10 protein-coding genes are annotated in these 15,598 nt (G+C 67.7%); 9 read left to right on the top strand and 1 reads right to left on the bottom strand.

All coding sequences use genetic code 11. From position 1 onward, the window contains the following. Position 1: 1 nt before the first annotated feature. Entirely contained in the window at positions 2 to 709 is a 708-nt protein-coding gene (locus CBW24_RS12800; protein WP_097373813.1) for an arylesterase, read from the bottom strand. Here CBW24_RS12800 and CBW24_RS12795 point away from each other — a divergent pair. From CBW24_RS12795 to CBW24_RS12755, 9 genes are all read left to right on the top strand, one after another. Beyond that, positions 708 to 1,460, top strand: coding sequence for an ABC transporter ATP-binding protein (locus CBW24_RS12795; protein WP_097373812.1), 753 nt, complete (start codon positions 708 to 710; stop codon positions 1,458 to 1,460). The two genes, CBW24_RS12800 and CBW24_RS12795, sit on opposite strands and share 2 nt — an antisense overlap. Further along, entirely contained in the window at positions 1,457 to 3,994 is a 2,538-nt protein-coding gene (locus CBW24_RS12790) for an ABC transporter permease (protein WP_097373811.1), read from the top strand. The genes CBW24_RS12795 and CBW24_RS12790 overlap by 4 nt, the downstream gene beginning before the upstream one ends. 242 nt (positions 3,995 to 4,236) lie before the next feature. Beyond that, the gene (locus tag CBW24_RS12785) at positions 4,237 to 5,649 is read left to right on the top strand and encodes an FAD-binding oxidoreductase (protein WP_097374239.1); all 1,413 of its coding nucleotides are present in this window, start codon (positions 4,237 to 4,239) and stop codon (positions 5,647 to 5,649) included. Positions 5,650 to 5,776: 127 nt separating this feature from the next. Then, a complete protein-coding gene (locus CBW24_RS12780; protein ID WP_097373810.1) occupies positions 5,777 to 9,157 on the top strand; it encodes a transglutaminase family protein in 3,381 nt (1,126 codons plus the stop codon). 133 nt (positions 9,158 to 9,290) lie between these two features. Further along, on the top strand, positions 9,291 to 11,663 hold the full coding sequence (locus CBW24_RS12775; RefSeq protein WP_097374238.1) for a circularly permuted type 2 ATP-grasp protein: 2,373 nt from the start codon (positions 9,291 to 9,293) through the stop codon (positions 11,661 to 11,663). 18 nt (positions 11,664 to 11,681) lie between these two features. Then, a complete protein-coding gene (locus CBW24_RS12770) occupies positions 11,682 to 12,566 on the top strand; it encodes a transglutaminase family protein (RefSeq protein WP_097373809.1) in 885 nt (294 codons plus the stop codon). Between the two features lie 241 nt (positions 12,567 to 12,807). Next, complete coding sequence (locus CBW24_RS12765) at positions 12,808 to 13,845, top strand: rod shape-determining protein (protein ID WP_088663566.1); 1,038 nt, start codon at positions 12,808 to 12,810, stop codon at positions 13,843 to 13,845. Positions 13,846 to 14,063: 218 nt separating this feature from the next. Next, positions 14,064 to 15,059: a rod shape-determining protein MreC gene (gene mreC, locus CBW24_RS12760; RefSeq protein WP_232529778.1), complete on the top strand. Its 996-nt coding sequence runs from the start codon at positions 14,064 to 14,066 to the stop codon at positions 15,057 to 15,059. Beyond that, on the top strand, positions 15,059 to 15,595 hold the full coding sequence (locus CBW24_RS12755) for a rod shape-determining protein MreD (RefSeq protein WP_088663568.1): 537 nt from the start codon (positions 15,059 to 15,061) through the stop codon (positions 15,593 to 15,595). The genes mreC and CBW24_RS12755 overlap by 1 nt, the downstream gene beginning before the upstream one ends. The last annotated feature ends 3 nt before the right edge of the window (positions 15,596 to 15,598 follow it).

The raw sequence follows: 15,598 nt of genomic DNA, 5'->3' as shown, positions 1-15,598 counted from the left end.
TCTACCCGCCCGTGTCGATCCGCTCCAGCAGCGCCTCGACCGAGGGTCCGATATCCTCCACCACCAGCGCCACACCTTCGGCGTTGGGGTGGATGCCATCCCCCTGCATATAGTCGCGGATCGCCCCGGCGCGGTCTTCGATCCCGGTCAGCGCCCCCAGAAAATCGGGGTGCAGCAGCGCGCCATGCGCCTCCGCCAGATCGGGATAGATCGTATCGAAGCTTTGCTTGAACTCCGCACCATAATTGCCCGGTGCCGTCATGCCGATCAGCAGCGCGGGCACCTCCGCGTCATCGGCGGCGGTCAGGATGCCGTCCAGATTGGCGCGGCTGGTTTCCGGCGGCAGCCCGCGCAGCAGGTCATTGCCCCCCAGCGTGACGATCAGCCCCTCCACCTCCGGCGTTAGGGTCCAGTCGACCCGGCTCAGCCCGCCTTGCGTGGTATCGCCGGACACACCAGCATTGACGATCTGCACGTCATGGCCACGTTCCGTCAGCCACGCCTGCAACTGCGGGACAAAGCCATCGCCCTGCGGCAAGCCGTAGCCTTGGGTCAGGCTATCGCCAAGCGCGGCCAGCACGGTTTGCGCCATCGCGGGGACGGCGATCAGCGATGACAGGCTCGCGAGCAGCGTTACCGCTACCTTGCGCCGCGCTGCGGCAAGGCCATATTGCCACAGATACCCTCGATCCGCCCGGAGCCTGCCCATGACCGTGACCCCCGCCGACCCCACCGCCGCCGGGCCCGAAACTGTGGGCGATGCCACGGATGATCGGGTGCTGGACCTTGCCGACCTGCGGCTAACGCTCGATGGCAATGCCGGCCCGGTGGAAATCCTGCGTGGCATCGATGTGTCGGTGACGCGTGGCGAAACGCTGGGGCTGATCGGGCCATCGGGGTCGGGCAAGAGTTCTCTCCTCATGGTGATGGGCGGGCTGGAGCGCGCCACCGGCGGCCGGATCACCGCCCTCGGGCATGACCTGTCGGGGATGAACGAGGACGCGCTGGCCCGGTTCCGCCGCCATCATATGGGCATCGTGTTTCAGTCTTTCCACCTGATCCCGACGATGACCGCGCTGGAAAATGTCGCGACCCCGCTGGAGCTTGCCGGGCATGACGATGCGTTTGACCGCGCCGAGGCGGAGCTAAAGGCCGTCGGTCTAGGCGCGCGCACCGATCACTATCCGCGGCAAATGTCGGGGGGCGAACAGCAGCGCGTCGCGCTGGCCCGTGCCGCCGCGCCGCGCCCGCAGATCCTGCTGGCGGACGAGCCTACCGGCAACCTCGACACCACCACCGGCGAAACGATCATGGACCTGCTGTTCGATCTCCGCGACCGCCACGGCGCGACGCTGGTTCTGGTCACCCATGCACCCGCGCTGGCCGCGCGCTGTGACCGGGTGGTGCGTCTGGCCGATGGTCGGGTCGCGGGGGAGGGGCTGCGCGCCGCCGCCGAATGAGCGCGCTGCGTGACGCCGCCCGCATTGCCCGGCGCGAATTGCGCGGCGGGCTGGCCGGGTTTCGGGTGTTCCTTGCCTGTCTCGCGCTTGGTGTGGCGGCGATTGCGGCGGTCGGTATGGTCCGTGAAAGCATCCAGCAGGGGCTGGAGCGGGAGGGCGCGACGCTGCTCGGCGGTGACGCACAGATGAGCTTCACCTACCGCTTCGCCACCGAGGAGGAACGCGCATGGATGGAGCAGGCCGCCACCGCTGTCTCCGAAATTGTCGATTTCCGCTCGATGGCCGTGGTCGACCGCCCCGATGGCAGCGCCGATCGCGCGCTGGTGCAGTTGAAGGGCGTCGATGGCGCATGGCCGCTGCTGGGGCAGGCGGAACTGGACCCGGCGGTATCGCTTGATGCGGCCTTTGCTGGCACGGACGGGATGCCGGGGGCCGTGGCCGATCCGGTGCTGGCGGCGCGGCTGGGGCTGTCGGTCGGGGATAGGTTCCGGCTGGGAGAGGCCAGTTTCGTCCTGACCGCGCTGCTGGAACGGGAGCCCGATAGCGGCGCGACCGGCTTCGCCTTTGGGCCACGGGTTCTGGTGCGCACGGCAGATCTGGACGGCTCCGGTCTGCTGACCCCCGGCACATTGTATGAAAGCCGCTACCGGCTCGACCTGCCTGCCGAAGCGGATCTCGACACCGTCAAGGCCGAAGCCGAAGCGCTGTTCCGCGACACTGGCATGAGCTGGCGCGACAGCCGCCGCGCCGCGCCCGCCATTGCCCGTTTCGTCGATCGCACCGGCGCGTTTCTGGTGCTGGTTGGTCTGGCCGGTCTGGCCGTTGGCGGCATCGGGGTGTCGGCGGCGGTGCGCGCCTATCTCGACGCGCGCATCCCCACAATCGCGGTGCTGCGCAGCCTTGGCGCCTCGTCGCGGGTGATCCTCTGGGCCTATCTGATGCAGATCGGCGCGCTGGCCGGGGTCGGCGTCGTGCTGGGGCTGGTGCTGGGTGCGGCGCTGCCCCTAGCCGTAGCGCCGCTGCTGGAAGCGCGCCTGCCGATCCCGGCGGCGTTCGGGCTGCATCCCGGCCCGCTGCTGGAGGCCGCGCTTTACGGTGTCCTGACCGCGCTGATCTTTACGCTCTGGCCGTTGGCGCGCACCGAAACCATCCGGCCCGCAGCCCTGTTCCGGGACGCGGGCGCGGCGGCAGGCTGGCCACGCCGCCGCTGGATCGCAACCGTGCTGGGGCTGGTCGTCGTCCTGATCGGCGCCGCGGTCTGGTTTTCCGGCGTTCCGGAACTGACGCTGGGCGCCGCCGCGGGCGTGCTGGGCGCGCTGCTGCTGCTGGCGCTGGCGGCGCGCGGCATTGCCGCGCTCAGCCGCCGCGCCGCCCGATCGCGCATGATGCGCGGGCGCAGCGCACTGCGGCTGGCTTTCGGGGCGATTGGCGGGCCGGGCGGGGAAACCGCAAGTGTCGTGCTGTCGCTGGGTCTGGGCCTGTCCGTTCTGGCTGCCGTGGGGCAGATCGACAGCAACCTGCGCCGTGCCATCGCGGGCGATCTGCCCGATGTCGCGCCGAGCTTCTTCGTCGTCGATATCCAGCCCGATCAGATGCAGCCGCTGCAAGCGGCGCTTGATGCCGAACCCGGGGTCGAGCGGGTCGAAACCGCGCCCATGCTGCGCGGTGTCATCACCCGTATCAATGGCGAGGTGGCGACCGATGTGGCGGGCAACCACTGGGTGCTGCGCGGTGATCGCGGTGTGACCTATGCCGCCACCCCCGATGCCCGGACCGAAGTCACGGCAGGCACATGGTGGCCCGAAGACTATACCGGCCCGCCTCAGATCAGCTTTGCCGCCGAGGAAGCGCGCGAGATCGGGCTGAAGCTGGGCGACACCCTCACCGTGAACATTCTGGGCCGCGACATCGAGGCCGAAGTGACCTCGTTTCGCGAGGTCGATTTCTCGGACGCCGGTATCGGCTTTGTGCTGACGATGAACCCGGCGGCGGTGCAGGGCGCGCCGCATACGTTCATCGCCACGATCTATGCCGACGCGGATGCCGAACCTGCCATCCTGCGCGATGTGGCGGGGCGCTGGCCCAATATCACCATGATCCGTGTGCGCGACGTCGCCGAACGGGTCGCCGAACTGCTGGGTGCGGTGGCCACCGCCATCACCTATGGCGCGGGTGTGACGCTGCTCACCGGCGGGATTGTCCTGATCGGCGCGGCTGCGGCGGGGGAACGGGCGCGGGTGTTCGAGGCGGCGGTGCTTAAAACGGTGGGCGCTGCGCGGCGGCAGATCCTTGCGTATTTCGCGTGGCGTTCGATGCTGACCGGGCTTGCCGCAGGGCTGGTCGCGGTGCTGGCTGGCGGGCTTGCCGGGTGGGCGGTGACGGTGTTCGTGATGGAGACGGATTTCGTGTTCGAGCCGCTTTCGGCGCTGCTCATCATCGCCGGGGGTGTGCTGGCCACGACGCTTGCGGGGCTCGGCTTCGCGCTTCGGCCCCTCGCGGCCCGCCCCGCCCGCGTTCTGCGCGCCCGGGACTGAGAGGGCCGGGGGCGCTGCCCAGCGCCCCTGCCTGCCGCCATGACAGGCCCGCACGGGCGAGCGCTCGCCTGTCTGCTCTGCCGGGCCTGGCCAGTCCCGAAGCGGGCGGCATTTCCCCACATAGCATCGCGTCTCGGCGTCCCCAACGCAGAGGATCGTTCCGCGCCGCCCCTGCCTTGACCCTCGCCCGTGACGGGGCCATCAACTCCGTGACAGGGCGCGCCGCCCGGACGGAGATCACCATGACCGACCTGCCTCTTGACCGACTTGCCGCGATCTGCGGGCCCGCGCAGGTGCTGACAGGGGCCGATGCCGCGCCCTATGGGCAAAGCTGGGTAAAATCCTATTCCGCCCAACCCGGCGCGGTCGTGCGGCCCGGCTCGACGCAGGAGGTCGCCGCGATCATGCGGCTAGCGCAGGAGACCCGCACCCCGATCGTGCCGATGGGCGGCAATACCGGCGTGACCGGGGCGACGCAGGCGCGCGATGCGGTGATCCTCTCCACCGAACGGCTGGACCGTATCCGGGAGATCCGGACGCAGGCGCGGGTCGCGGTGGCGGAGGCGGGGGTTGTCGTCGCCACGTTGCAGGAGGCCGTCGCGGCGCAGGGTCTGACATTCCCTCTGATGTTCGGCGCACGCGGATCGGCGCGGATCGGCGGCGTGCTGTCGACGAATGCGGGCGGCGCCAATGTGCTGCGCTACGGCAATACCCGCGCGCTGTGTCTGGGGCTGGAGGCGGTGCTGCCTGACGGGCGGGTGATGGACCTGACCTCGGCCCTGCTAAAGGACAATTCCGGCTATGACCTGCGCCAGCTTCTGATCGGGGCCGAAGGCACGCTTGGGGTTATCACGGCAGCGGTGATGAAGCTGTTTCCGACCCCTGCGGCCTATGCCACGGCGATGGTCGCGATGCCGTCACTCGACGGCGCGCTGGATCTGCTCAACCGCCTGCAAAGCGAAAGCTCCGGCGCGGTCGAGGCGTTCGAGATCATGCCGCAAAGCTACTTTACCCGTCTGCGCGAAACCCGCCCCGGCCTGCGCGCGCCGCTGGGCCACGATCATGCCTTCACGCTGCTGATCGAACTGGGCGCCACCGCGCGCCGGGATGCAGTGGCGGGCCCTGACGGCACCGTGCCCATTGTTGCGCTGCTGGAGGAGGTGCTGGCTGCCGCGCTGGAGAAGGATCAGATCGCCGATGCCGTCGTGGCCCGCTCCGACACCCAGCGGGCGGACCTGTGGCACCTGCGCGAAATCGCCGCCGAGATCACGCTGGATCGCGCGCCGCTGGTCGATACCGATATCGCGGTGCCCCCCGATCAGGTCGGCGCGGCGCTGGCCCGGCTTGAGGCCCGGCTGGTGGCGATGGATGCGGGCGCCTATAGCGTGACGGTCGGGCATCTGGGCGACGGCAACCTGCATTACACGATGTTCCCCACCCGCGATGACGCCGCCCTTCTCGACGCGCTGCGCGAGATGGTCGAGGATGTGGTCGCGGAATTTGGCGGCAGTTTTTCCGCCGAGCATGGCGTAGGCCGGAGCAAGCGGCCCTCCATGCGGCGGCGCAAGGATCCCGTCGCGCTCGACATGATGCGCGCAATCAAGACCGCGATCGATCCGCAGGGCGTGATGAACCCCGGCGTGCTGCTGCCCTGAACAGGATTTCAGCAGCTTCGGCGGGCAGGCGCGGTTTGCGGGGCGCTTGGGGCGTTGCCCCTAGCATCGGGGCGGCGTTTCGTGCTGCTATGCCGGTAACCTCCTGCGCCCTCAGCGAAAGCCTCCGATGTCCATTCATGCCGCCATCACGCACCTGACGCATTACAAATATGACCGTCCGGTCACGCTAAGCCCGCAGATCATCCGGCTGCGTCCGGCCCCCCATAGCCGCACGCGGGTCATCAGCCATTCGCTGAAGGTCAGCCCCGGCGGGCATTTCGTGAACCATCAGCAAGACCCCTATGGCAACTGGCTGGCGCGGTTCGTCTTTCCCGAACCGGTGCGCGAATTCCGGATCGAGGTCGATCTCGTCGCCGATATGTCGGTCTACAACCCGTTCGACTTCTTCGTCGAGGACACGGCCCAGTCATGGCCCTTCGACTACCCCGAGGCGCTGCGCGAGGATCTGACGATCTATGCCACGCCGGAGCCCGCAGGCCCGCGCCTGACCCAGTTCCTGCGCGACATCGATCGCAGCGAAGACCACACCGTCGATTTCCTCGTCGGACTGAACATGCGCCTGTCGCAACAGATCGATTATACCATCCGCATGGAGCCGGGCGTGCAAACGCCCGAGGAAACGCTGGAGCGCGGTTCCGGCTCCTGCCGCGACAGTTCGTGGCTGCTGGTGCAGATCCTGCGCAATCTGGGCTTTGCGGCGCGGTTCTGCTCGGGCTACCTGATCCAGTTGAAGCCGGATTTGCAGGCGCTCGACGGACCGGCGGGCACGGATCACGACTTCACCGATCTGCATGCATGGTGCGAGGTCTATCTGCCCGGCGCGGGCTGGATCGGGCTTGACCCGACCTCCGGTCTGCTGACGGGCGAAAGCCATATTCCGCTGGCCGCGACGCCCCATTACGCCAATGCCGCGCCGATTTCCGGCATGGCCAGCCCGGCCGAGGTGACGTTCGATTTCGACATGACCGTGCGCCGGGTGGCCGAACATCCGCGCATCACCAGGCCCTTCCCGGAAGAAAGCTGGCAGCGGCTCGATGCGCTGGGCCGTCAGGTCGACGCGGCGCTGGAGAAATCCGATGTGCGTCTGACGATGGGCGGCGAGCCGACCTTTGTGTCGATTGACGATTTCGAGGCCGAGGAATGGAACACCGCCGCTGTCGGCCCCATGAAGCGCCCGCTGGCGGATAAGCTGATCCGCCGCCTGCGGGACCGCTTCGCACCCGGCGGGTTCCTGCATTACGGGCAGGGCAAATGGTATCCCGGCGAAACCCTGCCGCGCTGGACGTTTTCACTCTATTGGCGGCGCGACGGGAAGCCGATCTGGAATGATGAAGCGCTGATCGCGACCGAGGGCACGGAAACCGGCGCAGGCCCGGAGGAGGCGCGCGCCCTGTTGGCGGGCATGGCCGAAGAACTGGGCGTCGATCCCGATCACGTCCAACCCGCCTTCGAAGACCCCGGTGAATGGCTCCTGCGGGAAGCGAACCTGCCCGAAAACGTAACCCCGGAAAACTCCAAGCTGGCCGATGCCGAGGCGCGCCACCGCATCGCGCGGGTGTTCGAGCGGGGTTTGACCGCACCGTCGGGCATGGTGCTGCCGATCCAGCGCTGGCAGGCGCGGGCCAGTTCCGGCTGGATGTCGGAACTGTGGCGCACGCGGCGCGGTAAGCTGTTTCTGGTGCCCGGCGACAGCCCGGTGGGCTTCCGCCTGCCATTGGACAGCCTGCCGCACATCCCCAAAAGCGACTATCCCTACACCTATGTCGCCGATCCCTCGACCCAGACCGGGCCGCTGCCCGATCCTGACGCGCTGCGCGACACGCCCACGGGCCGCCCCGCAACCGAAGGGCAGGGCAAACGGATCGGTCCCGAAGTCAGCGGCGAGCGCAGTCAGGGCACCGCGCACTTTACCGCATCCGAGCCGGGGCAGGATGTCATCGAGCAGGAACTCAACGCCGCAGGCGGGCTGGTCCGCACCGCGATGAGCGTCGAGCCGCGCGACGGACGGCTGTGCATCTTCATGCCGCCCACCGAACGGGTGGAGGATTATCTGGAATTGCTCGCCGCCGCCGAGGTCACCGCCGCCAAACTGGGCCTGCCGGTGCATATCGAAGGCTACGCGCCGCCCCATGACGCCCGCATGAACGTGATCCGCGTCGCCCCCGATCCCGGCGTGCTGGAGGTCAATATCCACCCCGCAGCCAGCTGGGAGGAATGTGTGGCGACGACAAACGCGATCTATGACGAGGCGCGGCAATGCCGACTTGGCGCCGACAAATTCATGATCGACGGTCGCCATACCGGCACCGGCGGCGGCAATCATGTCGTCGTGGGCGGTGCAAGCGTGATGGACAGCCCTTTCCTGCGGCGGCCCGATCTGATGCGCTCGCTGATCTTGTATTGGCAGCGGCACCCGGCGCTCAGCTACCTGTTTTCGGGCCTGTTCATCGGCCCCACCAGTCAGGCGCCGCGCATTGACGAAGCTCGGCATGACAGCCTGTACGAATTGGAAATCGCGCTCGATCAGATCCGTGGCGCGGGGGCCACGGAACACACCCCGCCGTGGCTGCTGGACCGGCTGCTGCGCAATATCCTGATCGACGTGACCGGCAACACCCACCGGGCGGAGCTTTGCATCGATAAACTCTACTCCCCCGACGGCCCGACCGGGCGGTTGGGCCTGGTGGAATTCCGCGGCTTCGAGATGCCGCCCGACCCGAAAATGAACCTTGCCCAGCAATTGCTGATCCGCGCCATCATCTCGCGGCTGTGGGATGCGCCGGTGACCGGTAAGCCGGTGCGCTGGGGCACCACCCTGCATGACCGGTTCATGATGCCGCATTTCATCTGGCAGGATTTCGAGGAAGTGCTGCGCGACCTGCGCGACCATGGCTTCGATCTCGACCCCGAATGGTATCGCGCGCAGGCGGAATTCCGGTTCCCGTTCTGTGGCGAGGTCACCTATGAGGGCATCGGGCTGGAAATCCGTCAGGCGCTGGAGCCGTGGCATGTGCTGGGCGAAACCGGCGCGATCGGCGGCACCGTGCGCTACACCGACAGTTCGGTCGAACGGTTGCAGGTCAGCCTCACCGCCGCCGATCCCGAACGCTACACTGTCTGCGTCAATCGCCGTCGCATGCCGCTTACGCCGTCGGGCACGGGCGGGCTGGCGGTGGGCGCGGTGCGGTTCAAGGCATGGCAACCGCCCGCTGCGCTGCATCCGGTCCTGCCGGTCGATGCGCCGCTGGTCTTTGACATCTTCGATACATGGACCGGGCGCGCCATCGGCGGCTGCACCTATCACGTCGCCCATCCCGGCGGGCGCAACTACGATACCTTCCCCGTCAATGGCAACGAGGCCGAAGCCCGCCGCCTTGCCCGGTTCGAGCCGCATGGCCATAACCCCGGCGCCTATGACCCGGTCCCCGAGGTGCGCCATCCCGATTTCCCGATGACGCTCGATCTGCGGCGACGACCGGGGTTGTGAGCCGATGACGGATAAAAGGGAGGATACAGGGCGCGGCGCAGGTCTCGACGATCCGCGCCGCGCCGCGCCAGCGCCCGACGCGCAGACCACCACCAGCGCCGAAACTGGCCCCGAGGCCTGCGATGACGGGCCGATGACCACGCGGCTGGCCGACATGCTGGCAGGCTATGACCGCCGCCCCGGCATCGCCGATGAATTGCTGGGCCCCGACGGGCAAATGCGCCCGGTCTGGCAGCAATTCATGTGCAACCTCGCGCGCCAGTCGCCAGAGGCGATTTCCGAGGCCTTCGGGCGCGGCGACAAATATCTGCGCGATGCGGGCGTGTTTTTCCGTCACTACAGCGAAGATGCCTCGACGGAGCGGGATTGGCCGCTCAGCCATGTGCCGGTGCTCATCGATGCGGGCGAATGGGCCGGGATCGAGGCCGGGCTGATCCAGCGCGCCGAGTTGCTGGAACACGTGATGGCCGACCTCTACGGTCCGGGGGAGCTGGTGAAATCCGGGCAACTGCCTGCCTCTCTCGTGGCGCAAAATCCCGAATGGCTGCGCCCGCTGGTGGGCATCACGCCGCCGGGCGGGCATTTCCTGCATTTCCTCGCCTTCGAGATCGGGCGCTCCCCCGATGGGACGTGGTTCGTTCTGGGCGACCGGACGCAGGCACCGTCGGGCGCGGGATTTGCGCTGGAAAACCGTGTCGCCACCAGCCGGGTGTTTTCGGAATTCTACCCTCGGGCACGGGTCGAACGCCTAGCGCCGTTTTTCCGCACCTTCCGCGACGCGCTGGGCGAGTTGCGGCTGGGCCATGACAGCCGCATCGGCATCCTGACGCCCGGCCAGCACAACGACACCTATTTCGAGCATATTTATATCGCGCGCTACCTCGGCATTCCGCTGCTGGAGGGCGAGGATCTGAGCGTTGAAAACGGGCAGGCCATGATCCGCACCGTCGAGGGACCGCGCCCGGTTTCGGTGCTGTGGCGGCGGCTCGACGGGCATATGGCCGATCCGCTCGAACTTGACGAAGGCTCCCGCCTTGGCACGCCGGGGCTGATCGGGGCGCTGCGGTCGGGACAGTTGACGCTGGTGAATGCGCTGGGGTCGGGGGTGCTGGAAAGCCGGGCGATGCTGGCATTCCTCCCCGCCATCGCGCGCAGCCTGCTGGGCGCGCCGCTACGCCTGCCCAATATCGCGACATGGTGGTGCGGCGCCGAGGCCGAGCGCGCCTATGTCGGCAGCCATACCGACCAGATGATGATCGGACCCGCGCTGTCGACCACGCTTCCGTTTGAAATCGACGCGACCACCGCGCTTGGCGGACGGTTCCGCGGGATCGCGCGGCCCTCTATCGATGCGTGGATCGAGGCCGAGGGCGCGCAACTGGTCGGGCAGGAGGCCGTCACCCTGTCGACCACGCCCGCATGGGTCGATGGCGGGTTGCAGCCGCGTCCGATGACGGTGCGGGTGTTTGCCGCGCGCACCGCGCAGGGCTGGCGGATCATGCCCGGCGGCTATGCCCGGATCGGACGGACCGAGGATGCGACGGCGCTTGCCATGCAGCGCGGCGGCTCGGTCGCGGATGTGTGGATCGTGGGCGACAGCCCCGTGGCCAGCCCAGCCCCCGCAACATCCGCCCCGCAACGCTCCCGCAGTGGCGCCTTGCCCAGCCGCGCCGCCGATAACCTGTTCTGGCTTGGCCGCTATGTCGAACGGGCGGAGGCGACGATCCGGTTGGTGCGCGCCTATCAGTTGCGGCTTGCCGAAACCGGCAGCCCGGACGATCCGCTGCCTGCATGGCTGCGCGCGCAGGCGGAAACCATCGGCCTCGACCTTGCCCAGCCGGTGCCGGAGGCGCTGAACGGGCTGATGGATGCCGCGATCACCTGCGCCTCGAAGGTGCGTGACCGGTTCTCCGTCGATGGCTGGCGCGCGCTACAGGATCTGGCAGGCTCGGCCCGGCGGATGCGGCGCAGCGCGCGCGCGGGCGATGATGCGGGGCAGGCAATGGGCGTCCTGCTGCGCAAGATCACCGGCTTCTCCGGGCTTGTGCATGAAAACATGTATCGCTCCAGCGGCTGGCGGTTTCTGACCCTTGGCCGGTCTCTGGAACGCGCCGAACAGATGGCGGCCAGCCTTGCATGGCTCACCGCGTCCGACGCGCCCGAAGGCAGCCTTGGCATGGCGGTGGAAATCGGCGACAGCGTGATGACCCACCAGCGGCGCTATCGCGGCAGTTCTAATCCGGCGACGGTGCTCGACCTGCTCGCGCTCGACGATCGCAACCCCCGGTCAATCCTGTTCCAACTCGACGATATTCGCGATCAGACCGATCGCCTGCCCGGCGCGCTGCGCAATGGCCAGCGCTCTGACCTGAGCCGCGCGGTGCTGCGCCTGCATACCGATCTGGCGATCTGCACCCCGGCGGAGTTGGACCCCGCCCGCCTGCAGGCCCTGCGCGGCGCGCTGGGGGATCTGTCCTCGCTGCTGCATGCGGCCTATCTGAGCTGACGACGGAAGCGATACGCCATGCATTACGATCTGCGGCTGGAAATCAGCTACCGCTATGATAGCCCCGCCAGCAATGGCCGCCACCTGCTGCGCCTGATGCCGCTGGCGCTGCCGGGCGAGCAGACGGTGCTGCATGGCGCGCTGGATATCTTGCCGCGCCCGGACGAACGTCACGACCGGCGCGACTTCTTTGGCAATGCCACCACCGAAATCGCCTTCCGTCAGCCGGTGGAAGACCTGGTTTTGTCGCTAAGCGCGCGGGTGCGGCGGATGGCATTGGCGCCGAGCCTCGATCTGTCGCCCGATCTGGATCGGCTGGCACGCGATCTGGCGGCGATTGACGCGCTTGGCCCGGATGCGCCGCATCATTTCCGCGCGGCGTCCCCCCGTGTCGCGCTCAGCCCGAAAATGACCGCCTATGCGCGCGATCAACTCGCCCCCGGCATGACCACGCTTCAGATCGTCACCCGCATTGGCCGGGCGCTGCACCGCGATATGCGGTTCGAAGCAGGTGCGACAGATGTGCACACCCCGCCGCTTGCCGCCTTCACCGCGCGGCGTGGGGTCTGTCAGGATTTCAGCCATATCATGATCGCCTGCCTGCGCGGCGTCGGTATCCCGGCAGGCTATGTGTCGGGGTTTTTGCGCACCATCCCCCCTGAAGGCCAGCCCCGGCTGGAAGGCGCGGACGCGATGCATGCATGGGTGCGCGCATGGTGCGGCCCCGATAACGGCTGGGTGCAATACGATCCCACCAATGACCTGCTGGTCGGGGCCGATCATATCGTGACGGCACTGGGGCGCGATTACGCGGATGTTGCCCCGGTGCGCGGCGTGCTGCGCACCTCGGGCGGGCAGGACAGCGGCCAGAAGGTCGATGTGCTGCCGCTGCCCGCGTCCTAGGCGGCTCTCGGCCCATCCTGTCAAAGCTGCGCGATCCAGCGCCTGATACGTCGTCTGTGGCTTGCGGCGCAGAGCCGATCCGGGGCAGGGTCGCACAGGCTCGGACGGCGTGGACGGCAGTATGTCGCTGATGGGGGCCAAAGCGGCCCTTTTCCACAGGGGCCGCCGCTTCTATAAGCAGTGCGTCCCGCAGCCCCGAGTCGCGGGACAATTCATTCAAGGGACAAGGGGTGAAACGCAGATGGCCCTACTTAGCGGCTTGTTTTCGTCGGACATGGCGATCGACCTCGGCACGGCGAACACGCTGGTCTATGTGAAGGGCAGGGGGGTGATCCTCAACGAACCTTCCGTAGTGGCCTATCACAATAAGAACGGCCGTAAGGAAGTTCTGGCAGTGGGTGAAGACGCCAAGCTGATGCTGGGCCGCACACCCGGCTCGATCGAGGCGATCCGCCCGATGCGCGAAGGCGTCATCGCGGATTTCGACACCGCCGAAGAAATGATCAAGCATTTCATCCGCAAGGTGCATCGCCGCACGACCTTCACCAAGCCGAAGATCATCGTTTGTGTGCCCCACGGTGCCACTCCGGTCGAAAAACGCGCGATCCGGCAATCGGTCCTGTCGGCGGGCGCACGGCGCGCCGGCCTGATCGCGGAACCCATCGCGGCGGCCATCGGCGCGGGCATGCCGATCACCGATCCCACCGGCTCGATGGTGGTGGATATCGGCGGCGGCACGACCGAGGTGGCGGTGCTGTCGCTGGGCGACATCGTTTACGCTCGCTCCGTCCGCGTCGGCGGCGACCGCATGGACGAGGCGATCATCTCCTACCTGCGCCGCCAGCAGAACATCCTCATCGGCGAATCGACGGCGGAGCGGATCAAGACCTCCATCGGCACCGCGCGTATGCCCGATGACGGGCGCGGCGCGTCCATGCTGATCCGGGGGCGCGACCTGCTGAACGGTGTGCCCAAGGAGACGGAGATCAATCAGGCACAGGTGGCCGAGGCGCTGGCCGAGCCGGTGCAGGCGATCTGCGAGGCGGTGATGACCGCGCTGGAAACCACCCCGCCCGATCTGGCCGCCGATATCGTCGACCGGGGCGTGATGCTGACCGGCGGCGGCGCGCTGCTGGGCGAGCTGGATCTTGCCCTGCGCGAACAGACCGGGCTGGCCGTGTCGGTGGCCGACGAGTCACTCAATTGTGTGGCCTTGGGCACCGGCAAGGCGCTGGAATATGAAAAACAACTCCGGCATGTGATAGATTACGATAGCTGACGGCCTGCGGGCTGCAGCAGCCGCGCCCGCGCGGGGTCTGTGACCCGCGCGGCGAGGGCGCGACAGGCGGCACCCGGATTGCGGCAGCGAACGTAGCGCACCGGCCCCCGAGGACGCGGCGGGCCGGGCGAAAACAGGACAGTCGGCGCAGGCACCGGGCAGGGGCATGTCCGACCGCGCCGGTCTTGCGGGGATGATCCGGGCCGAAAGGGATGTTCGTGGCCAGATCGAATGACAGCAACCAGATCTACCTGCGCCCGATCCGTCGGATCGTTATCGGTGCGCTGCTTGTGCTGTGTTTCGGCGTCTTCATGCTGTGGCGGATCGACAGCCCGCGCGTGGAACGCTTCCGCGCCGCGCTGATCGATCAGGTCGTGCCCGGCTTTGACTGGGCCTCCGCCCCGGTGCGCAAGATGTCGAATATGATCGAGGATTTCCAATCCTATAACCGCATCTACGAACAGAACCGCGAACTCCGCCGCGAACTGCAACAGATGAAGGCGTGGAAAGAAGCCGCCGTTCAACTGGAACAGCAAAACGCGAAGCTGCTGGCCCTCAACAACGTGCGGCTGGATCCCAAGCTGACCTCTGTCTCCGGTGTGGTCATCGCCGATAGCGGCTCCCCCTTCCGGCAGTCGGTGCTGCTCAATGTCGGGCGGCGCGATGGCATTCGCGATGGCTGGGCCACGATGGACGGGCTCGGGCTGGTCGGGCGTATTTCCGGGGTGGGCGACAGCACCAGCCGGGTGATCCTGCTCACCGACGCCGCCAGCCGCATCCCCGTGACGATCCAGCCCTCCGGCCAGCAATCGTTGCTGGTCGGTGACAACAATCCTTCCCCCCTGCTGGAATTTCTCGAAGACAGCGATCAGGTGCGCCCCGGCGACCGCGTGGTGTCCTCGGGCGATGGCGGGGTCTTCCCGCCGGGTATTCTGGTGGGCCAGTTGACCCAAGGCCCCGATGGCCGCCTGCGTGTGCGCTTGTCATCGGATTACGAGCGGCTGGAATTCCTGCGCGTCCTGCGGTCCCACGGGACCGAGGTGATCCGCGACATCGGCGGTCTGATCGCCCCCGAAGGCGCGGCAGACGCCCTGCGCGCAGAGGCCGAAGCCCGCGCCGCAGCCGAAGCCGCCGAAGCCGAAGCTGCCGCCGAAGCCACCACCGCGCCCGATGCCGACGCCACTACGGAAACCGCACAGGCAGGGGGGCGCTGATGGACCCGCTGACGCTGCGCCTTTGGGCTTACCGCGCGCTTTATCTGGGCATTGTCGTGCTCTGCGTGTTCTTTCGCATCCTGCCGCTCGACACCCGCGCCGGTCTGATCCCCGGCCCCGATGTGATCCTTGCGCTGACGGCGGCATGGGTGCTCCGCCGCCCGGATTTCGTGCCTGCGGTGTTGATCGTGCTTGCGGTTCTGGCCTGCGATCTGATCTTTCAACGTCCGCCGGGGCTGTGGGCGATGCTGATGCTGCTGGGCACCGAATTTCTGCGCGCCCGCCAAGGATTGATCCGCGAATTGCCGTTCTTTCTGGAATGGGTCTTTGTCGGCGGCGTCGTCGCCGCCATGATTACCGCGAACCAGCTTCTGCTGGCGTTGGTGATGACGCCGCGCCCGCCCATCGGGCTGTCGGCGCTGCAAGGCTTTCTCACCGTCGCCGTGTATCCGGCGGTGGTCGCCGTGTCGCATCTGGCCTTCGGTCTGCACAAGGCCGCACCGGGCGAGGTGGACGCGCTGGGGCATCGGCTATGACAG

This window comes from Pacificitalea manganoxidans (assembly GCF_002504165.1).
Taxonomy (GTDB): Bacteria; Pseudomonadota; Alphaproteobacteria; order Rhodobacterales; family Rhodobacteraceae; genus Pacificitalea; species Pacificitalea manganoxidans.
The sequence above is the reverse complement of the archived record's forward strand: the minus strand, read 5'-3'. Positions and strand labels throughout refer to the sequence as shown.